This window comes from Kocuria flava (genome assembly GCF_001482365.1).
Taxonomy (GTDB): Bacteria; Actinomycetota; Actinomycetes; order Actinomycetales; family Micrococcaceae; genus Kocuria; species Kocuria flava.
This window is the reverse complement of sequence record NZ_CP013254.1, coordinates 2091136-2109629: the sequence shown is the minus strand read 5'-3', so window position 1 is coordinate 2109629 and position 18494 is coordinate 2091136. Positions and strand designations below refer to the sequence as shown.

The 18494-nt window shown below is 77.3% G+C and carries 20 protein-coding genes, 4 tRNA genes and 1 riboswitch; of the genes, 8 read left to right on the top strand and 16 right to left on the bottom strand.

Annotation, left to right across the window (positions count from 1 at the left end; all coding sequences use genetic code 11):
- Positions 1-59 precede the first annotated feature (59 nt).
- The 13 genes from ribH to AS188_RS09320 all read right to left on the bottom strand — a co-directional run bounded on the left by ribH (position 60) and on the right by AS188_RS09320 (position 9292).
- Positions 60-539, bottom strand: a complete 480-nt coding sequence (gene ribH / locus AS188_RS09380; protein WP_058858629.1) for a 6,7-dimethyl-8-ribityllumazine synthase — start codon at positions 537-539, stop codon at positions 60-62.
- On the bottom strand, positions 536-1279 hold the full coding sequence (locus AS188_RS09375) for a GTP cyclohydrolase II (protein WP_083529370.1): 744 nt from the start codon (positions 1277-1279) through the stop codon (positions 536-538). Before AS188_RS09375 ends, ribH begins: the two co-directional genes overlap by 4 nt.
- Entirely contained in the window at positions 1276-1935 is a 660-nt protein-coding gene (gene ribB, locus AS188_RS09370) for a 3,4-dihydroxy-2-butanone-4-phosphate synthase (protein ID WP_083529369.1), read from the bottom strand. The genes AS188_RS09375 and ribB overlap by 4 nt, the downstream gene beginning before the upstream one ends.
- Positions 1935-2636 (bottom strand): riboflavin synthase, encoded by a 702-nt coding sequence (locus AS188_RS09365; RefSeq protein ID WP_058858628.1) that lies wholly within the window; start codon positions 2634-2636, stop codon positions 1935-1937. The genes ribB and AS188_RS09365 overlap by 1 nt, the downstream gene beginning before the upstream one ends.
- 86 nt (positions 2637-2722) lie before the next feature.
- Positions 2723-3892: a bifunctional diaminohydroxyphosphoribosylaminopyrimidine deaminase/5-amino-6-(5-phosphoribosylamino)uracil reductase RibD gene (gene ribD / locus AS188_RS09360; protein WP_236944957.1), complete on the bottom strand. Its 1170-nt coding sequence runs from the start codon at positions 3890-3892 to the stop codon at positions 2723-2725.
- A riboswitch (FMN riboswitch) is annotated at positions 3875-4036 on the bottom strand. (Overlaps the previous gene by 18 nt.)
- 68 nt (positions 4037-4104) lie before the next feature.
- On the bottom strand, positions 4105-4770 hold the full coding sequence (gene rpe / locus AS188_RS09355; protein WP_058858626.1) for a ribulose-phosphate 3-epimerase: 666 nt from the start codon (positions 4768-4770) through the stop codon (positions 4105-4107).
- Positions 4771-4804: 34 nt separating this feature from the next.
- Positions 4805-6382 carry an RsmB/NOP family class I SAM-dependent RNA methyltransferase gene (locus AS188_RS09350; protein WP_058858625.1) on the bottom strand — a complete coding sequence of 526 codons (1578 nt, stop codon included), beginning with the start codon at positions 6380-6382 and terminating at the stop codon, positions 4805-4807.
- Positions 6379-7299: a methionyl-tRNA formyltransferase gene (gene fmt, locus AS188_RS09345; RefSeq protein ID WP_058858624.1), complete on the bottom strand. Its 921-nt coding sequence runs from the start codon at positions 7297-7299 to the stop codon at positions 6379-6381. The genes AS188_RS09350 and fmt overlap by 4 nt, the downstream gene beginning before the upstream one ends.
- A 38-nt stretch (positions 7300-7337) precedes the next feature.
- Positions 7338-7886 (bottom strand): peptide deformylase, encoded by a 549-nt coding sequence (gene def, locus AS188_RS09340; protein WP_058858623.1) that lies wholly within the window; start codon positions 7884-7886, stop codon positions 7338-7340.
- 65 nt (positions 7887-7951) lie between these two features.
- Positions 7952-8827: a cytochrome gene (locus AS188_RS09335; RefSeq protein ID WP_058858622.1), complete on the bottom strand. Its 876-nt coding sequence runs from the start codon at positions 8825-8827 to the stop codon at positions 7952-7954.
- 136 nt (positions 8828-8963) lie between these two features.
- Positions 8964-9035: transfer RNA gene (locus AS188_RS09330), tRNA-Val, on the bottom strand.
- Between the two features lie 52 nt (positions 9036-9087).
- A tRNA-Cys gene (locus tag AS188_RS09325) sits at positions 9088-9158 on the bottom strand.
- Between the two features lie 61 nt (positions 9159-9219).
- Positions 9220-9292, bottom strand: a tRNA-Gly gene (locus AS188_RS09320).
- Positions 9293-9675: 383 nt separating this feature from the next.
- On the opposite strand from AS188_RS09320, the gene AS188_RS09315 reads away from it, so the two are divergent.
- Positions 9676-9747, top strand: a tRNA-Val gene (locus AS188_RS09315).
- Positions 9748-9929: 182 nt separating this feature from the next.
- Here the strand turns inward: AS188_RS09315 and zapE are convergent.
- Positions 9930-10982: a cell division protein ZapE gene (zapE, locus tag AS188_RS09310; protein ID WP_058858621.1), complete on the bottom strand. Its 1053-nt coding sequence runs from the start codon at positions 10980-10982 to the stop codon at positions 9930-9932.
- 246 nt (positions 10983-11228) lie between these two features.
- Between zapE and AS188_RS09305 the strand changes: the two genes are divergently transcribed.
- From AS188_RS09305 to ybaK, 3 genes are read left to right on the top strand one after another with little or no spacing between them, the layout of a single operon-like run.
- A complete protein-coding gene (locus AS188_RS09305; RefSeq protein WP_058858620.1) occupies positions 11229-12137 on the top strand; it encodes a sulfurtransferase in 909 nt (302 codons plus the stop codon).
- The gene (locus tag AS188_RS09300; protein ID WP_058858619.1) at positions 12134-12589 is read left to right on the top strand and encodes a SufE family protein; all 456 of its coding nucleotides are present in this window, start codon (positions 12134-12136) and stop codon (positions 12587-12589) included. Before AS188_RS09305 ends, AS188_RS09300 begins: the two co-directional genes overlap by 4 nt.
- Before the next feature lie 5 nt (positions 12590-12594).
- Positions 12595-13083 (top strand): Cys-tRNA(Pro) deacylase, encoded by a 489-nt coding sequence (ybaK, locus tag AS188_RS09295; protein ID WP_083529368.1) that lies wholly within the window; start codon positions 12595-12597, stop codon positions 13081-13083.
- Here ybaK and AS188_RS09290 read toward each other — a convergent pair.
- Positions 13074-14429: an alpha/beta hydrolase family protein gene (locus AS188_RS09290; RefSeq protein ID WP_083529367.1), complete on the bottom strand. Its 1356-nt coding sequence runs from the start codon at positions 14427-14429 to the stop codon at positions 13074-13076. The genes ybaK and AS188_RS09290 overlap by 10 nt on opposite strands.
- Positions 14430-14571: 142 nt before the next feature.
- On the opposite strand from AS188_RS09290, the gene msrB reads away from it, so the two are divergent.
- The 3 genes from msrB to AS188_RS09275 all read left to right on the top strand — a co-directional run bounded on the left by msrB (position 14572) and on the right by AS188_RS09275 (position 17247).
- Positions 14572-15006 carry a peptide-methionine (R)-S-oxide reductase MsrB gene (gene msrB / locus AS188_RS09285; RefSeq protein ID WP_058858618.1) on the top strand — a complete coding sequence of 145 codons (435 nt, stop codon included), beginning with the start codon at positions 14572-14574 and terminating at the stop codon, positions 15004-15006.
- A gap of 88 nt (positions 15007-15094) precedes the next feature.
- On the top strand, positions 15095-15757 hold the full coding sequence (locus AS188_RS09280; protein WP_058858617.1) for a DUF3000 family protein: 663 nt from the start codon (positions 15095-15097) through the stop codon (positions 15755-15757).
- A 59-nt stretch (positions 15758-15816) separates the two neighbouring features.
- Positions 15817-17247 (top strand): HRDC domain-containing protein, encoded by a 1431-nt coding sequence (locus AS188_RS09275; protein ID WP_373865624.1) that lies wholly within the window; start codon positions 15817-15819, stop codon positions 17245-17247.
- Between the two features lie 96 nt (positions 17248-17343).
- Here the strand turns inward: AS188_RS09275 and AS188_RS09270 are convergent, their stop codons facing one another.
- Positions 17344-17766 carry a hypothetical protein gene (locus tag AS188_RS09270; RefSeq protein WP_058858616.1) on the bottom strand — a complete coding sequence of 141 codons (423 nt, stop codon included), beginning with the start codon at positions 17764-17766 and terminating at the stop codon, positions 17344-17346.
- Between the two features lie 215 nt (positions 17767-17981).
- Here AS188_RS09270 and AS188_RS09265 point away from each other — a divergent pair, with 215 nt between their 5' ends.
- Positions 17982-18476 carry a Rieske (2Fe-2S) protein gene (locus tag AS188_RS09265; protein WP_236944956.1) on the top strand — a complete coding sequence of 165 codons (495 nt, stop codon included), beginning with the start codon at positions 17982-17984 and terminating at the stop codon, positions 18474-18476.
- Positions 18477-18494 lie beyond the last annotated feature (18 nt).

The following is an 18494-nucleotide window of genomic DNA, read 5'->3' as shown; positions in this document are numbered from 1 at the left end:
TCCGGGGACCTGCCCCGGACCGGGCGCGGCGCGGGCCGCTCCCCGTCCGGGTCCGGGCCTCAGGCGCCGAGGGAGCGCAGCAGGGCGGCGGTGCGCACCGCGGCGGCGGCGGCCTCGTAGCCCTTGTCCTCCTGGGAGCCGGGCAGCCCGGCCCGGTCGAGGCCCTGCTGCTCGGTGTCGCAGGTGAGCACCCCGAAGCCCACCGGCACCCCGGTGCGCACGGCCACGTCGGTGAGCCCCTGGGTGGCGGCGGAGCACACGTAGTCGAAGTGCGGGGTGCCGCCGCGGACCACGACGCCGAGGGCGACCACGGCGTCGGCCGTCGGCGCGAGGCGGGCCGCGGCCACGGGCAGCTCGAAGCTGCCGGGCACCTGCACGACGCGGGGCGCCTCCACGCCGGCGTCGGCCAGGGCGCGGCGGGCGCCGTCGAGCAGCCCGTCCATGATCACCGTGTGCCAGCTGGAGGCGATCACGGCCACGCGCAGGCCGCTGGCGTCCGTGCCGGCGAGGTCGATGTCGGGGGCTCCGTGTCCGCTCATGGGGTGCTCTCTCCTTCGGGGGCCGGGTCCGCGGCGGGGACGGTCCCCGCCGCGGCGGTCGGGGACCGCCCGGCGTCGCTGTTGAAACTGTCGCTGTCGGTGATCGCGGCGTCGTCGACGTGGTGGAGGCGGTGGCGCATCCGGTCGCGCTTGGTCGCGAGGTAGTCGTGGTTCTCGGGCCGGGCGGGGACCTCGTTGGGGACCATCTCCACGACCTCCACGCCCAGGTCGGCCAGGTGCTCGGCCTTGGCGGGGTTGTTGGACAGCAGCCGCACCCGGGTCAGCCCGAGCCGGTGCAGGATCGCGGCGGCGGCGGTGTAGTCGCGGGCGTCGGCGGGCAGGCCCAGCAGCTCGTTGGCCTCGACGGTGTCCGCTCCCCCGTCCTGCAGCTTGTAGGCCCGCAGCTTGTTGACCAGCCCGATGCCGCGGCCCTCGTGGTTGCGCAGGTAGAGCAGCGTGCCGCCGTCGGCGGCGATCCGGCGCAGCGCCAGGTGCAGCTGGGGCCCGCAGTCGCAGCGGAACGACCCGAAGACGTCGCCCGTGAGGCACTCGGAGTGCAGCCGCACCAGCGGCGGCTCCCCCGCCGCGGCGCCCGCCGGAGGCGGGGCCGTGAGGCTCAGGTGCTCGGCGACGGGCTCGCCCGCGCCGCCGGGCAGCTGCCAGCCGACGACCTCGAAGGGACCCTCTGGGGTCGGCACGACGACCGGCTCCGAGGCCACCAGCGGCACGGCACCGGTCATCGGGAGCCCTCCCGCAGGTGCACCACCAGGTCCTCGATGCTGACCAGGAGCAGCCCGTGCCGGTCGGCGAACTCGCGCAGGGCGGGCAGGCGCATCATGGACCCGTCGTCGTGGACGAGCTCGGCGATCACGCCCACGGGCTGCAGCCCGGCCAGCGTGCACAGGTCCACGGCGGCCTCGGTGTGCCCCCGGCGCACGGCCACCCCGCCCGCCACAGCGCGCAGGGGCAGCATGTGCCCGGGCCGGGTGAGGTCGGCGGGGGCGGCCTGCGGGTCGGCCAGCACGCGGGCGGTGAGGGCGCGGTCGGCGGCGCTGATGCCGGTGCTCACGCCGGTGCGGGCGTCGCAGGTGACGGTGTAGGCGGTGCCCTTGGCGTCCTCGTTGACGGCGACCATGGGCGGCAGCTGCAGCGCGTCGGCCCGGTCGGCGGGAAGGGGCACGCACACCACGCCCGAGGTGTGGCGGACGGTGAAGCCCATGAGCCGCTCGGTGGCGTGCTCGGCGGCGAAGACGAGGTCCCCCTCGTTCTCGCGGTCGGCGTCGTCGACGACGACGACGGCCGCGCCCCGGGCCACGGCCGCCACGGCCTCGGCGACGGGGTCGAGCCGGACCGGCGCGCCGGCCCCGGTCTGCGGGTGGGTGCTGCTGGTGGGCATCATGCTCCTTCTCCTGCCGCCGGGCCGGCGGGGCCCGCGGCGTCCGTGGCGGGCGCGGGAGCGGCCGCCGGGGTGCCGGTCCCGGCGAAGGCCAGCAGCCGCTGGGCGTACTTCGCGAGGACATCGACCTCGAGGTTGACGGCCGAGCCCGCGGGCCGGGCCCCGAGCGTGGTCTCGGCCAGGGTGGCGGGGATCAGCCCCACCTCGAACCAGGGCTCGGGGTCGGCGGGATCGCTGACGGCGGTGACGGTCAGGGACACGCCGTCGATCGCCACCGAGCCCTTCTCCGCGAGGAACGGGGCCAGGCGGGCCGGCACGCGCACGCGCACCCGCTCCCAGTCCCCCAGGTCCTCGCGTTCGGCCACCGTCCCGGTGCCGTCCACGTGGCCCTGGACCACGTGCCCGTCGAGCCGCCCGCCCGCGGGCACGCAGCGCTCGAGGTTCACGGCGTCCCCCGGCGCGAGCGCCCCCAGGGTCGTGCGGTGCAGGGTCTCGCCGATGACGTCGGCGTGGAACTGGCCCTCGGCCAGCTCCGCGGTGCGGGTGGCGGTGAGGCACACGCCGTTGACGGCGAGCGAGCCGCCGTGCGGCAGGTCCGCGACCAGCGGGCCGGCGTCGACGAGCAGCCGGGCGCTCGCGCCGTCCGGGCGCAGCTCGACCGAGCGGACGGTGCCCTGCCCGGCGACGATTCCTGTGAACATCGGTTCCTCCTCGGTGTGGCTGCTGCTCCGCGTCTGCTCCCCCGCGCGTGTCCCCGCCGGCCCGGGCCCGGGGAGCCGTGGCGTGCTCAGCACGCCGGGGCCGGCCGCAGGTGCAGCCACAGGTCGGGGCCCAGGCGGCGCACGGGTCCTCCCCCGGCCGGGTCCAGGCGCCAGCGGGAGGCGTCGGCGAGCGTGCCGACGCCGAGGTCCTCGAAGGCCGGGCGGCCGGCGCCCAGCAGCAGCGGGGCCTGGTAGAGGGCGAGCTCGTCGACGAGGTCGGCGCGCAGGAACGCCGCGGCGACCCCGGCCCCGCCCTCGACCAGCACGTGGCGGACACCGGCGTCGTAGAGCTCCGCCAGCGCGGCGTGCGGGTCGTGGGTGAGCACCTGGCGGAAGAGCCCGTCGTCGCCCCGGACGCGCGCCCGCTCGGGCACGGGGCGCAGGCCCATGGCCACGCGCAGCGGCTGGCGGGCGGGCACGGCGCCCTCGCCCGTGCGGGCGGTCAGGCGGGGGTCGTCGGCCAGGACGGTGCCGGTGCCCACGAGCACGGCGTCGGCCAGGGCGCGCAGGTCGTGGCCGTGCTCGCGGGCCGAGGACGAGGTGATCCACTGGCTGGTGCCGTCGGCGGCGGCGATCCGGGCGTCGAGGGACTGGGCGACCTTGAGGGTCACGAAGGGGCGCTGGGCGCGCATCGTCTCGGCCCACCGGTCGTTGAGGGCCTCGGCCTCGTCGGCCAGCGGGCCGGGCCGGACCTCGACCCCGGCGGCGCGCATGGTGCGCGCCCCGCCGGCGGCGGCGGTGGTGCGGTCGGGGGCGCCGTAGACGACGCGGGGCACCCCGGCGGCCACGATCGCCCGGGAGCACGGGCCGGTCCGGCCCCAGTGGTCGCAGGGCTCCAGGGAGACGTACATGGTGGTGCCGCGCAGGTCCGTGCCGGCGGCGGCGGCGCGCTGCAGGACGTCGACCTCGGCGTGGGGGGTGCCGGCGCCGCGGTGGTGGCCCTCGTGCAGGATCCGGCCGGAGGCGTCCACGAGGACCGCGCCCACGAGCGGGTTCGCGCCGCGCGGGCCGCGGGCGGCCGCGTGCAGCGCGGCGCGCATGGCCGCGCGCTCGGCGTCGCCGCCGTGGTCGCGCTGGGGGTGCATCTCCCGCCGTCCTTCCCCGGGTCTCCGACCGGGGGGCAGGACGACGGCGCCGGGCTCCCGGGCGTCCGCGTGGGCGCGCCGGCAGGGGGCGTCGAACGTGCTGCCTTCCATCCAGACTGTGACTGTCGGTACCGGAGTTCCACCGGTTCGGCCGGGCACCGCTCCCGGCGGGCGGCGGGCGCCTGCCGGTGCACGGTGTCCGGTTCGCGGACTGTGACCGCCGGTTCGGACTTGCACCGACCCCGGAACACGTTGTTGCCCCCGATTATGGCACAGCCCACGCGGGACCGGCGCCGCCCGCCCCGCGGGGTGGCGCCGGACGCTCAGCCCCGGGCCGAGCGGGCGGCCCCGCGCAGGGCGGCGATCGCCGCCTCGGGGTCCCCCGTGCCGTAGACGGCCGAGCCGGCCACGAAGGTGTCCGCGCCGGCCTCGGCGGCGCGCACGATGGTCTCCTCGGTGATCCCGCCGTCGACCTGCAGCGCGACCTGCCCGCCCCCGGCGCGGATCGCCTCGGCGGCCCGGCGGATCTTCGGGAGCGTCACCTCGAGGAACGCCTGTCCGCCGAAGCCCGGCTCGACCGTCATGACCAGCAGCATGTCCAGCTCCGGGAGCAGGTCGAGGTAGGGCTCCACGGGCGTGGCCGGGCGCAGGGCCATCCCCGCGCGGGCGCCGTGGGCGCGCAGGTCGCGGGCGAGCTTCAGCGGGGCCCGGGCGGCCTCGGCGTGGAAGGTCACCGACTCGCAGCCGAGCTCGGCGTAGGCGGGGGCCCACCGGTCGGCGTCCTCGATCATGAGGTGGATGTCCAGCGGGACCGCGCTGACGGCCTGGATCCGCTCCACCACCGGCAGCCCCAGGGTGAGGTTGGGGACGAAGTGGTTGTCCATGACGTCCACGTGCACGGCGTCGGCGGTGCCGATCCGGCGCAGCTCCGCCTCGAGGTTGGCGAAGTCGGCGGAGAGCAGGGAGGGGTGGATGCAGGTCCGGGGCACGGGAGCTCCTGGGATTCGGTCGGTCGGGGTGCGGTCAGCGCCTGCGCAGCAGGGCCAGGAACATGGCGTCGGTGCCGTGGACGTGGGGCCACAGCTGGACGGTGGCGGGACCGCCGTCCCGGGACAGGCCCGGGTCCCGCTCGCCCTCGAGGGACCCGGGCAGGGCCGCCTCCCGGACGGGGCCGAGGGCGTCGACCGCCTCGAGGTCCCGGCGCTCGCGCAGGACGTCCTCGACCACGGCCAGGGTCTCGGCCGCGTGCGGGGAGCAGGTGACGTAGGCGATCAGCCCGCCGGGGCGGGTGACGTCGGCCGCGGCCCGCAGCAGCTGCCGCTGCAGCGGCCCCAGCTCGGCGAGGTCGCGGGGGGTGCGCCGCCAGCGCGATTCGGGGCGGCGGCGCAGGGCGCCCAGCCCGGTGCACGGGGCGTCGACGAGCACCCGGTCGAAGCCGGCCTCGGCGGCGGGGCGCCCGCCCAGCAGCGCCGCGGCCTCCCGGCCGTCGCCCGTGCGCACCTCCCATGCCCGCGCGGGCACGGGGCGCAGGGCCCGGCGCACGAGCTCCGCCCGGTGCGGGGCGACCTCGTTGGCGGTCAGCCGGGCGCCGTGGGCGTCGGCGAGCGCGGCCAGCAGGGCGGCCTTCCCGCCGGGCCCGGCGCACAGGTCCAGCCAGCGCTCGCCGGCGGCGACGTCCCCGCCGGCGGCCACGAGGGCGCGGGCGACCAGCTGCGAGCCAGCGTCCTGGACGCGGACGCCGCCGGCGCGCACGGAGGCGAGCCGGTGCAGGTCCCCGCCGCTGCTGAGCGCCGAGCCGGGCACGAGCTCCCCGGCCCGGGCCCCGGCCCTGAGGGCCTCGTCCAGCTCGCCCAGCCCGGGCAGCGCCACGAGGTTGACCACGGGGGGCGCGTTGTCGGCCTCGAGCAGCGCCTCGAGCTCGCCGGCGTCGCGGCCGTGGGCCACGAGCGCCTGGCGCAGGGCACGCACCTGCCACGCCGGGTGGGCGTGGCGCAGGCCCAGGCGCGCGGTCTCGTCGGGGGCCCCGGCCTCGAGCTCCGCCGTCCAGGCCGCCAGGTCCTTGGCCGCGACCTTGCGCAGGACGGCGTTGACCAGGCCGCCGGGCCCGGCCCCGATCTCGGCGCGCACGAGGCCCACGGTGCGGTCCAGGGCGGCGTGGTCGGGCACGCGCATCGCGAGCAGCTGGTGGACGCCCAGGCGCAGGGCGTCGAGGACCGCGCCGTCGAGGCGGTCGAGGGGACGGTCCACGCACCGGGCGAGGACCGCGTCCCAGGTGCCCTGGCGGCGCAGCGCCCCGTAGGCCAGCTCGGTGGCGAAGGCGGCGTCCCGCCGGTCGAGCCGGTGGGCGCGCACCAGCCCGGGGAGCACGAGGTTGCCGTAGGCGCCCTCGGCGCTCACGGCCCGCAGCGTCTCGAACGCGGCCAGCCGGGCCGGGTCCGCGCCGCGGGTGCGGCGGGAGGGGGCCGCGGCGGAGCGCTGCCGCTCGGCGAGCCCGCGCCGGTTGCGCTCGTGGCCGCGGGCGTTGCGGCGGGAGCCGTCGCCGTGCCCGGGCCGCTGCCCGCGGCGGTCGTTCCCGCCGGGTCCCGACTCGCGGGGGCTCATCCGAGCACCACCCCGGCCGTGCCCGTGCCGCGCATCCAGGCGGCGGCGTCCATGGCCTTCTTCCCGGCCGGCTGCACCTCGGTCAGGCGCACGGCGCCGGCGCCGGTGCCCACGAGCACCGACCCGTCGCGCAGGGCGCACTCGCCGGGGGCCAGGCCGTGCTCGTCCGGGCGGGACTCGACGCGCCCGAGCTTGAGCCGGCGCCCGTCCAGGAGGGTCCAGGCACCCGGTTCGGGGCTCACCCCGCGCACCCGGGCGGCCACGGCCGCGGCGGGCTCCTCCCAGCGCACGCGGGCGTCCTCCCCGGTGAGCTTGGGGGCGAGGGTGACCTCCCCGCGCTGGGGCTCGGGGCGGGCGGTGCCGTCGACCACGGCCCGCAGCGAGTCCGCGAGCAGGGGCGCCGCGGTCCGGGAGAGCCGGTCCAGGACGGTGCCGGCGGTGTCCTCCGGGCGCACCGGGTCGGTCGTGGTGGCGATCACGGGCCCGGTGTCGAGCCCGGTCTCGAGCAGGAACGTGCTCGCGCCCGCGACCGCCTCCCCCGCCATGAGGGCCCGCTGGACGGGGGCCGCCCCGCGCCAGCGCGGCAGGAGGGAGAAGTGCAGGTTCACCCACCCGTGCGGCAGCGCCTCGAGGGCCTCCTGCGGCACCAGCGCCCCGTAGGCGACCACCGCGGCGACGTCGGCGCCGAGCTCCCGGAGCCGTCCGGTCAGCGCGGCGTCCACGCGGTTGGCCTTCAGCACGGGCAGGCCGCGCCGCTCGGCCTCCTGGGCCACGGGCGAGGGCGTGAGCACCCGGCGCCGGCCCACGGGGGCGTCCGTGCGGGTGAGCACGCCGACGATCTCGGCGTCGGGGCGCTCGGCGAGGTGGACGAGGGGCGGCACGGCCACGGCGGGCGTGCCGGCGTAGAGGATCTTCACGGGTCTCCTGGGGTCTGCACGGGGGGGCGGGGCCGGGGTCAGGCGCCGAAGGAGGAGCCGACGGAACCGGCCCGCTCCTCCGCGACCTCGCCCACGACCCGGCCGTAGTCGGCGGCGCGCAGGGCGCGCATCGCCTCCCGCCGGGCGGGGCCCTCGAGGCGGTCGACGTAGAGGCGCCCGTCCAGGTGGTCGGTCTCGTGCTGGAGCAGCCGGGCGAGCAGCCCGGTGCCCTCGACGACCAGGGGCTCGCCGTGGACGTCCGTGCCCGTGACGCGGGCCCAGTTCCGGCGCGGGGTCTCGAAGCCGAGCCCGGGCACGGACAGGCAGCCCTCCCCGCCCTCCTGGGGTTCCTCGCCGACCTCCAGCACCGGGTTGACGACGTGGCCGCTCGAGCCCTCGACCGCCCACGTGAACACGCGCAGGCTCACCCCGACCTGGGGCGCGGCCAGGCCGACGCCGCCGACGTCGAGCATCGTCTCGTGCATGTCCGCCACGAGGCGGCGCAGGGCGTCGTCGTGCACCGTGACCTCCTGCGCGCGGGTGCGCAGGACGGGGTCGCCGATGGTGCGGACGGGCAGGATGGGCATGGAGGGACCTCGCTTCCGACCCTCCCGAGTCTACGGGGCGCCCGGCGCCCGGGCACGCCGGGGCCTCAGTCGGCGGCCGGGGCGGGCGCGGGCGGGGCGGTCACGGGCGGGGGCGGGACGGGGCGCAGGGCCGGCCCCGCGGCGGCCAGGGCGGTCTCGTGCGTCCAGACCCGGTGCAGGGCGCAGAACTTGTACCAGTGGGCCTCGAGCACCGCCGGCACCGCCTGCACGGGCACGACCTCGGTCTCCCCGATCGCGACGCCCAGCAGCAGGTCGGCGTCCCCGTGGGCCCAGGGCTCCCACCGGCCGGTCTCGGCGTCGACGAGCTGCTCCTCGGCCTTGAGGCCGGCGACGAGCTGGGTGACGACCTTGGGGTCCAGGGCCTTGACCCGCCCGTCCCGGTCGGTGCCCTTGGTCTTGTAGTCGATCAGGCAGGTGCGCCCGGCGATGCGGGCCACGAGGTCGAGGGTGCCGGCGTAGCCGACGGTGGAGTTCCACACGGTGACCTCGACCGCGAGCGGCTCGGGGGCGTAGAGGTCCCACCACTCGTCGAAGCGGGAGGCGAAGCGCTCCTCGCCGTGCTCGGCGAGGGTCGCGCGGGCCTCGGCGGCCCGGTGCGGGCGGCCCATGGCGCGCAGGGCGATCTGCTCGGCGTAGGAGTGCACCCGGTCGCCGCGGGCCGCGGCGGCGTCCCGGTGGCGCTCGGCGGCCTTCGCGGCGTCGCGGACCACGGCGCGCAGCTGCGCGGGCGAGCCGAGGGCCTGGCGCAGCCGGTCGTCGCGCACGGCGGCCTGGGCGGCGGTGTAGCCGTACCAGCCGCCGAGGTCGTGGGCGGCGCGGGAGATGACCGTGGTGATGGACGGGACGGTGGCCTGCTCCGAGGTGGAGCGCGCGTACATCCTGCCGTACTCGGTCTGCTCCGCCAGCCTGGGCTGTGTCACGCCGCTCGCCGCCTTCCCCGCTCTCGCCGCCCCGGTCCCCCGGGCTCCGTCCGGCACGCTACCGGGCGCCTCGGACAAGGACGCACCCCGGGCACAGCGAAGGCCCCGACTCGCCGAGCCGGGGCCTTCGCCCTCGTGCGCGATACTGGGATCGAACCAGTGACCTCTTCCGTGTCAGGGAAGCGCGCTACCGCTGCGCCAATCGCGCCTGTCCGCCGGGACCCTCGCGGGAACCGCCGGTGCGTGGTGGGTGTGCACCGAGGTGGAGACGGGATTCGAACCCGCGTTGACGGCTTTGCAGGCCGCTGCCTAACCACTCGGCCACCCCACCGGGGACCTCGTCCTCGCGGACGGGGCCGCCGGTCACGGCACGGGGTGCCGTGACCTGAGCGAGCGGACGACGGGAGTCGAACCCGCGACATCCACCATGGCAAGGTGGTGCTCTACCAGCTGAGCTACGTCCGCATGTCTGTCCGGGCGATCGGCGATCGTCCGGTTCGGAACTCTAGCACAGCTGCTCCTCCCGGTCGCCCGGTGGTCGGCCCTGCGCGGCACCCGGTGGTCCCGCCTCGCGGCGGTCCCGGTGGGAACCCGTGTTCCTGACAGGGAAAGACTGTACGGGACCGCTCGCCGGAACGCCAAATCGCCCCGGCGCGGGCCGCCGGGGGCCACCGGCGCCGGGCCGGGTCACCCCCTGCCGGAGCCGCCCCAGCCCCCATCGGGGCCGGCGCGTGCGCCCGGGCGGGCCCGCAGACGGCCGCTCCGGGGGTCACGGAACGGCCCCCGGCGCGCGCCCCGGTCCCGTTTGGCCACCGCGACGGATGTGCGTTATGGTTCTGGAGCAGCAAGCGCGATTGGCGCAGTGGTAGCGCGCTTCGTTCACACCGAAGAGGTCACTGGTTCGAACCCAGTATCGCGCACGGCAGGTAGGGACAAGGCCCCGGCTCCTCGTGAGCCGGGGCCTTCGTCGTGCCCGGGGCGGGCTCCCCGCGCCCCGGTGCCGCTGCGGCCGCACCGGGGACCGCGTGCTCGCGAGGGTCCCCCGGTGCCCGCGGACGGCCCTCCCGCGCGGCACGCCCCGCCCCCCCGCCGGGGCGGGGCCTCACACGGCCGAGACGTCGCCCAGGATCCCCTCGCGGGCGAGGGCGGTGAGCCGGGAGACGGCCCGGTGGTACTTCTTCTGGTAGCCGCCGGCCATCATCTCCGGGGTGAAGACCTGGTCGAAGGGCCGGCCCGAGGCGATGATCGGCAGGTTCTTGTCGTAGAGACGGTCGGCGAGCACCACGAAGCGCAGCGCCACGGCCTGCTGCTCGATGGTGCGCACCTCGCGCCAGACCACCGCGTCGACGCCCTCGATGAGCTTGCGGTAGCGGGAGGGGTGGACGTGCGAGAGGTGCTCGACGAGGTCCGCGAACGCGTCGGCGGCCACGACCCGGCCCCCGAAGCGCTGCTCGACCACCGCCGCGAGCTCCACGTCCGCGAGCGGGGCCGGGGCCTGCGGCAGCCCGCGGTGGCGGAAGTCCTCGCCGTCGATGCGCAGCACCTCGAACTGGTCGGCGAGGACCTGGATCTCGCGCTGGAAGTCCTGGGCGGCGAAGCGGCCCTCGCCCAGGGAGCCCGGCAGGGTGTTGGAGGTGGCCGCGATCCGCACCCCGGCGTCGGAGAGCTCCCGCATCAGCCGGGACATCAGCACGGTGTCCCCCGGGTCGTCGAGCTCGAACTCGTCGATGCACACGAGCGTGTAGGAGCTCAGCGCGTCGACGGCCTTGCGGAAGGTCAGGGCGCCCACGAGGTTGGTGTACTCCACGAACGTGCCGAAGGCCTTGGGCCCGGGCACGGCGTGCCACAGGGAGGCGAGCAGGTGGGTCTTGCCCACGCCGAAGCCGCCGTCGAGGTAGATGCCCTGGCGCACGTCCGTCCGGGACCCGCCGCCGAAGAGACGGGCGAGGAAGCCGCCGCCCCCGCCCCGGCCCACCGAGTCCGCGAACCGGCGCAGCTCCTCCACGGCCCGCGCCTGCGAGGGCTGCTGCGGGTCGGGCCGGTAGGTGTCGAAGGAGACCTCCCCGAAGCGCTCCGACGGCCGGAAGCCCGCCAGCAGTTCATCCGCCGACACGTGCGGGCGGCGGTCGGTGAGGTGGACGGTCTCGGTGCTCACGGGGCGACCTCTCTGTCCGCCGGGAGCGGCGGTTCGGTGGGCGGTCCGCGCGCCGGCGGGCGCACGGCGGTGCTCCCGCGATCCTATCCGCCGCGTCCCGGCCGCGGCGGGCCCGGACGGGGCCGGGGCGCGGGGCCCGGACGGGAGCCCGCGCCCGGGCGGGGCGCGCCGCCCGGTCCCGGCCCCTAAGCTGGGGGCAGACCTGGCCCGCGAGGGTCCCCCGCTCCCGACCCGGAAGGAACCACCATGGGCGTTGCCGTGGAGAACAACGACGAGTTCGCGCAGTACGCGCACCCCGAGAAGCTGGTGTCGACCCAGTGGGTCGCCGACCACCTGGACGACCCCGGCGTGGTCGTCGTCGAGTCCGACGAGGACGTGCTGCTCTACGAGACCGGCCACGTGCCCGGTGCCGTCAAGGTCGACTGGCACACCGACCTCAACCGCCCCGACACCCGCGACTACGTGGACGGCGCCGGCTTCGCGGAGCTGATGTCGCGCAAGGGCATCTCCCGCGACACGACCGTGGTGGTCTACGGCGACAAGTCCAACTGGTGGGCCGCCTATGCGCTGTGGGTCTTCGAGCTCTTCGGCCACCCCGACGTGCGCCTGATGAACGGCGGGCGCGACAAGTGGGTCGCCGAGGGCCGCGAGCTGTCCACGGCGAAGGTCGAGCGCCCGCGCGCCGACTACCCCGTCGTCGAGCGCGAGGACGCCCGGGGCCGGGCCTACCAGGAGGACGTGCTCGCCCACCTCGGGCGGGGCCCGCTGATCGACGTGCGCTCGCTGCCCGAGTACACGGGCGAGCGCACCCACATGCCCGACTACCCGCAGGAGGGCACCCTGCGCGGCGGGCACATCCCCACCGCCGCGTCCGTGCCGTGGGCCCGGGCGGCGGCCGAGGACGGGCGGTTCCGCCCGCGGGCCGAGCTCGAGGCCGTCTACCGCGACGAGGCGGGGCTCAGCGACGACGACGACGTCATCGCCTACTGCCGCATCGGCGAGCGCTCCTCGCACACGTGGTTCGTGCTCAAGTACCTGCTGGGCTTCGAGAAGGTCCGCAACTACGACGGGTCCTGGACGGAGTGGGGCAACTCGGTGCGCGTGCCGATCGTGCTGGGCGAGGAGCGCGGCGAGGCCCCGGGGGCCGGGGCGTGAGCGCGGGGCTGCCGGCCCAGCTCGAGGAGCTGGTCGAGGACTTCACGGCCGTGCCGCAGGAGGACAAGCTGCAGTTGCTGCTCGAGTTCTCCCGGTCGCTGCCGGCGCTGCCGGAGCGGCTGGGCGAGCACCCCGAGGAGCTCGAGCAGGTCGTGGAGTGCCAGTCCCCCCTGTTCCTGGCCGTCGAGTGGGCCGAGGACGCCGCCCCGGGCCCGGAGACCCCCGTGCGGCTGTTCTTCTCCGCGCCCGCGGAGGCCCCGACGACCCGCGGCTTCGCCTCGATCCTGCACGAGGGCCTCGACGGTCTGCCCGCCCGGGAGGTCCTGGCGGTCCCCGACGACCTGCCGGAGCGCTTCGGGCTCACCCAGCTCGTCTCGCCCCTGCGGATGCGGGGGATGTCGGCCATGCTCGCCCGGATCAAGCGCCGGGTCCGCGAGCTCCAGGAGGGCTGAGCGCCGTGGCCGGGCGCGGCCGGACGGGACCCACCGCCGCGGTGGCCGTGCTCGAGGACGCCGGGGTGGCCCACGTGCTGCACCCCTACGACCACGACCCGGGCGCGGCGTCCTTCGGCGCGGAGGCCGCCGCCGCCCTGGGCCGCGACCCGGGCCAGGTGCTCAAGACGCTGATGGTCGTCCACGACCGGGACTGGGCGGTCGCGGTCGTGCCCGTCTCCGCCCGGCTGTCCCTGCGGGCGGCCGCGGCGGCACTGGGGTGGAAGCGCGCGGCACTGGCCGAGCCGCGGGCGGCGGAGCGGCGCACCGGCTACGTGGTCGGCGGGATCTCGCCGCTGGGCCAGCGCACGCCCGCACCGCTGCTGCTCGACGACTCGGCGCTCGCGTGGGGGACCGTGCTGGTCTCCGGCGGCCGGCGGGGCCTCGACGTCGAGCTCGCCCCCGCCGACCTGCTGCGGCTGACCGGCGGCCGGACGGCGGCGCTTCAGGCCTGAGCGCCCGCCGCGCCCTCGGCCGCGGTGCTGCCCGCACCGGCGGCGGTGCCGGGCACGGGCCCGGTCGTGCGGGCGTGCTCGGCCAGCCGCTGCGGCAGCCAGGAGCGCACGGCGTCCTCCCACCGGCGCGGGTCCACGTTCCACTCCTTGGTGTGCCGGGCCCGGGTGAAGGGCACGAAGTCGACCAGCGGGCTGAGCTCGGCGAGCCGGCGGGAGCCGGCCGCGGGCACGAACTCGTCGTCGACCGAGTGCAGCACGAGGGTGCGGGTGCGCAGGTGATCGGCGCGGGAGAGCCAGTCCAGGGCCTTGAGGTCCACCGGGGCCGCCAGCCCGGTGAGCATCCGGCCCGCGGGGTGGGAGATCAGGTTCGTGGCCAGCCGCCCGATCCCGGAGGGGATCCGGCGGGTGCGGGAGTGGTGGGCGATGAGCTCGAACCAGTCCACGACCGGGCCGGTGAGCACGAGCGCGGCGATGTCGTCCCGGTAGAACGTCAGGTCCGCCGTCTGCAGCGCGATCGCCCCGCCCATCGACCAGCCGAAGAGCACGATCTGGGTCGCCCCCCGGGACTTCGCGTAGCTGATCGCCGTCTGGACGTCCTTCCACTCGGTGAACCCGAGGCCGTAGCGGAAGTCGTGGGTGGGCGGGGCCTCCCGGTCGTTGCGGTAGGAGATCAGCAACGAGGTCAGCCCGAGGGCGCGGGCCGTGGGCACGGCCCGGATCGTCTCCATGCGGCTGGCGCCGCGGCCGTGGACCATGATCGCCCACGGGCCGGGCAGCATCCGGGGCCGCTCCCCCGCCGGGGTGGGACCGCCGTGGGCGGGCACGACCCAGCACGGGGCCGGGCCGACCTCGATGGGGATCTCGACCTCCTCGTACGGCAGGCCGGCGGCCCCCGGATCGGGGTAGACGGTCCCGGACCAGAAGCCCCGGCTCGCCCGGGACAGGTCGCCCGAGTAGACCTCCTCGACGACGCGGGTGACCGTGCCCTCCGCGGGCGACCAGGAGCGGATGGCCCCGATCCGGGCGTGGCCGCGCCCGGCGTCGAAGCGCAGGCTGTAGGTGCCCTCCACGGTCGTGTCCACGGTGGCCGGCAGCCGCACGACCGTCTCGGCGCCGGGCTCGCCCTCCTCCCCCGTGCGGGACGTGCCCAGCACGGGCAGGTCCTCGGAGCGGTAGCGCGGGGGCACCACGACCTGCCGGGCGAAGTAGGCCGCGGCGGCGCTGGAGAGCCCGAACGTCAGCGAGGCCGCGCCGACGGTCGCCGCGGCGCCGACCACCGCGCCCCGGGCCCACTGCGCGGCCGGCTCGGGCTCGGGGGCGGCGGGCGGCAGGAGTCGACGGAGCATGTCCCCAGTCTTCCACGGGCGCCCGCGGGGGCCCGGGCATAACCCCGCCCGGCACGTCGTTGTCCCTGCGGACGGCCCGGCCCGCCGGCCGCGGAGCCCCGGGGACCGGACCGGGAGCCAGCACCCGACCCAGGAGGACGCCATGACCGAGACCACCCGCCCCGGCGAGGCCGCCGGGGAAGCCCCCCGCACCGAGCAGGACTGGCGCGCGGTCCTGACCCCCGAGGAGTTCCACGTCCTCCGGGAGGCCGGGACGGAGCGGCCCTTCACCGGCGAGTACTGGAACACCACGACCGAGGGCGTCTACGGCTGCCGGGCCTGCGGGGCCGAGCTGTTCCGCTCGGACACGAAGTTCGACGCCCACTGCGGCTGGCCCTCGTTCTGGGCCCCGCTCGCGGAGGACAGGGTGCGCTACCTCAAGGACACGAGCCTGGGCGCCGAGCGCGTCGAGGTCCGGTGCGCGGCCTGCGACTCCCACCTCGGGCACGTCTTCGGCGGCGAGGGCTTCCCCACGCCCACCGACCTGCGCTACTGCATCAACTCGGTCTCCGTCCGCCTCGTGCCCGCGCAGTCCTGACCGCCCCGCCGCCGGCCGGACCCGCCGCGCCGCGGGGCGGGCGGCGTGGCACGGCCCGCGCGGACGGGCCAGCGCCTACCCTGCCAGTGTGAGTGCGGACAACGGCCTGTCGCAGGTGCCCCAGGACTTCCGGGCCGCCCTCGCCCATCTGCGCCGGGCGCACCCGCGGGACGGCATCGAGCTCACCGAGATCCCCGCCCCCGGCCACCTCGCCCCGTTCGCGGTGGCCGTGCGGGCCGACGTCCGCCGGGTCGCGGGCGTCGTCGCCGCGCCGGCCGCGGGCCGCCGCTCCGGTCCGGCCGCGGACGTCCTCGTGGCCGGTGGCCGCTCGGGCGGTGCGGCCGGCGACGAGCTGGCCACCGGGCGCTTCGTGCTGCTCCACGACCCCGCCGAGCCCCCGGCCTGGGGCGGGGCCTTCCGGGTCGTGACCTGGGCCCGCGCGGCGGTCGCCCGGGAGGTCGGCCGGGACGCGGGCACGGGCGCGCTCGCGTGGGCCTGGCTGCTCGAGGCGCTCGAGCGGCACCGGGCCGGATATTCTCGGGAGGGCGGCACCGCGTCCCGGGTCCTCGCGGAGGGCTTCGGGGTGCTGGGCGACCAGGAGGAGGGCGCCGACGTCGAGCTGCGCGCGGCGTGGACGCCCGACGGCCCCGACGTGGAGCCCCACCTGGCGGCCTGGGCGGACACGGTCTGCACCTTCGCCGGCCTGCCGCCCTACCCGCAGGGCGTGACCGTGCTGCACCCGCGCCGCTGAGGACCACCCCGACCGACCGCGCCCCGCCCCGGGGCCGAGACAGAATCGAAGACGACCCCGTGACCGAGCCAGCCGCCCGATCCGCCGCGACCGAGAACCCCGCGACCCCCGTGGTCGCCGGCTTCGAGGACTACGCGATCCCCGACAGCGTGCACCTGTCCGCGCCGTTCGACGGCATCCCGCCCGTGATCGGGACCGCCGCCGGGCTCGAGCGGGCCGCGGCCGCGGTCGCCGCGGGCACCGGCCCGGCCGCCATCGACACCGAGCGGGCCTCCGGGTTCCGCTACGGCCAGCGGGCCTTCCTCGTGCAGCTGCGCCGCGAGGGCGTCGGGACGCTGCTGATCGACCCGGAGGCCACCGGCTCGCTGGCCGTGCTCGGGGAGGCGCTCTCCGGCGTGGAGTGGGTCCTGCACGCGGCCACCCAGGACCTGCCCTCCCTGCGGGCGCTGGACATGCACCCGGACGCGCTGTTCGACACCGAGCTGGGCGGGCGGATCGCCGGGCTGCGCCGGGTCGGGCTCGCGGCGATGACCGAGGAGCTGCTGGGCTACACCCTCGCCAAGGAGCACTCCGCGGTGGACTGGTCGCGGCGGCCGCTGCCGACGGACTGGCTCAACTACGCCGCGCTCGACGTGGAGATGCTCATCCAGCTGCGCTGGGCCCTCGAGGACGTGCTGCGGGAGGGCGGCAAGCTCGAGTGGGCGCTGCAGGAGTTCGAGGCGGTGCGCACCGCGCCGCCGGCGCCCCCGCGCAAGGACCCGTGGCGGCGGACCTCCGGGATCACGAAGGTCAAGGGCCGCCGCCAGCTCACCGCGCTGCGCAACCTGTGGGAGGAGCGCGAGAAGCTCGCCCAGCACAAGGACCTCTCCCCCGGCCGGCTGCTGCCCGATGCGGCGCTCGTGGCCGCCGCGCAGGCGATGCCGCGCACGGTCCCGCAGCTGCTGGCGACCCCCGGCTTCCACGGGCGGCTGGCCGCCCGTGAGGGCCCCCGCTGGGTGCGCGCGGTCGACGAGGCGCGGCGGGCCACCGAGCTCGTGCCCTTCACCGTCCGCTCGGAGGCCCTGCCGCCGGTGAAGGCCTGGGAGGCCAAGCGGCCCGAGGCGGCCGCCCGGCTGAAGGCCCTCAAGCCGATCGTGGCGCGGCTGGCCGAGGAGCACGGGCTGCCCACGGAGAACCTCCTGACCCCGGAGCACCTGCGGCGACTGTGCTGGCAGCCGCCGCGCAGCACCTCCGACCAGGCCGTCGCGGACCGGCTCACCGCCCTCGGGGCCCGGCCGTGGCAGGTCGAGCTCACCGCGCCCGCGCTGGCCGCGGCCTGGCGGGAGCTGCGGGCCCGCAAGCGCGCCGAGCGGGAGACCGCCGCCCACCACCCGGAGCACGCGGACCCCGGGCACGGCGGCGCGGACGCCGGCGGGACCGCCGACGCCGCTCCCGGGCACGGGCCGGAGGGCCATCCCGGCCGGTCCGGGGAGGACCGGAGCGCCGGCTGAGCCGGCGCGGACCGCTCCCGCGGACGGGCGCACGAGGGCCCCGGCCGTGCGGCCGGGGCCCTCGTGCGCGGCGGGCCGGGCCCGTCGCCGGACCGGTCAGTTCCCGGGCTCGCCCTCGGCGGGACGGGGCTCGGCCGGGGACATCGGGGACTCGGGGGTCACCGGCTCCGCCGCGCGCAGGTCGGCGTAGTCGCTCGTGGCGGCGGTGCCGCCGGCCGGGGTCCCGCCACCCTCGCCCGAGCCCCCGGTGACCTTGTCCTTGACGGTCGCCGAGGCGTCGGAGGCCTTCGCGCCGACCGTGCCGGCGGCCTTCTTGGCCCCGTCGGCCAGCTTCTCGCCGACGACGGGGACCTCGGCCTTGACCCAGTCGGTGCCCTCGGAGACCTTCTCCTGGACCTTGGGGTCCTGCCACGTGCGCAGCGCGTTGGCCTTGAGGGTCTCGTAGCTCTTGCGGCCCGAGGCCGAGCCGACCACGAAGCCGACGCCGAAGCCCGTCGCGAAGATGAGGCGCTTGATCATGGTGGTGTCCTTCCGTCCGTCCGGGCGGGTCCCGGACCGTGTGCTGTGGTCGTCATCCTACTGACGACCTCCCGCGTCCCGACACCGCCCCGGCGGGTGCTCCGCTGTGAGCGATCACCGCCGCGGACGCGGGCAGCCCGGGCGGGCGGGGGCCGACCGGGCTACCGGCCCGCCTAGACTGGCGCCGGACCCGTCCCCTCGCCCAGGAGATCACCGTGCACCAGCAGCCCGCGCCCCCGCCGAGCACCCCGACCGCGCTGCCGCCCGAGGCCGCGCCGCACCCCGCACCGCCGGGCGCACCGCCGGGCGCGGGCTCCGGGCCGTCGCGGCGCCTCGTGCTCGGGGCGACCGGGCTGGCCGCCGGTGCGGCGCTGACCGCGTGCGGCAGCGGGGACGAGCCGCAGGGCGCGGCCGGCACGGTCGACGCCGGGGCGCTGGAGGACCTGCCCGTCGGCTCGGGCCTGAGGGTGGACCGGGACGGGGTGCAGGCCGTCGTCGGGCGCCCGGCGGAGGGGACCGTGGTGGCCTACTCCCCCGTGTGCCCGCATCAGGGGTGTACGGTCGCCCCGCGCGACGGCGCCTACGTCTGCCCGTGCCACGACTCGCGCTTCGACCTGGCCACCGGGGAGGTCCTCGCCGGGCCCGCCGGGACCGGGCTCGAGCCCCGCGCCGTCCGCGTGGAGGGCGGCCGGATCCTCCTGGAGGGGTGAGCCGGGCCCGGTCGCCGT

Coding starts and splice junctions, on each gene's coding strand:
- ribH (WP_058858629.1), bottom strand. CDS start 539: ATGAGCGGACACGGAGCCCCCGACATCGACCTCGCCGGCACGGACGCC.
- AS188_RS09375 (WP_083529370.1), bottom strand. CDS start 1,279: ATGACCGGTGCCGTGCCGCTGGTGGCCTCGGAGCCGGTCGTCGTGCCG.
- ribB (WP_083529369.1), bottom strand. CDS start 1,935: ATGCCCACCAGCAGCACCCACCCGCAGACCGGGGCCGGCGCGCCGGTC.
- AS188_RS09365 (WP_058858628.1), bottom strand. CDS start 2,636: ATGTTCACAGGAATCGTCGCCGGGCAGGGCACCGTCCGCTCGGTCGAG.
- ribD (WP_236944957.1), bottom strand. CDS start 3,892: ATGGAAGGCAGCACGTTCGACGCCCCCTGCCGGCGCGCCCACGCGGAC.
- AS188_RS09350 (WP_058858625.1), bottom strand. CDS start 6,382: ATGAGCCCCCGCGAGTCGGGACCCGGCGGGAACGACCGCCGCGGGCAG.
- def (WP_058858623.1), bottom strand. CDS start 7,886: ATGCCCATCCTGCCCGTCCGCACCATCGGCGACCCCGTCCTGCGCACC.
- AS188_RS09305 (WP_058858620.1), top strand. CDS start 11,229: ATGGGCGTTGCCGTGGAGAACAACGACGAGTTCGCGCAGTACGCGCAC.
- AS188_RS09290 (WP_083529367.1), bottom strand. CDS start 14,429: ATGCTCCGTCGACTCCTGCCGCCCGCCGCCCCCGAGCCCGAGCCGGCC.
- msrB (WP_058858618.1), top strand. CDS start 14,572: ATGACCGAGACCACCCGCCCCGGCGAGGCCGCCGGGGAAGCCCCCCGC.
- AS188_RS09270 (WP_058858616.1), bottom strand. CDS start 17,766: ATGATCAAGCGCCTCATCTTCGCGACGGGCTTCGGCGTCGGCTTCGTG.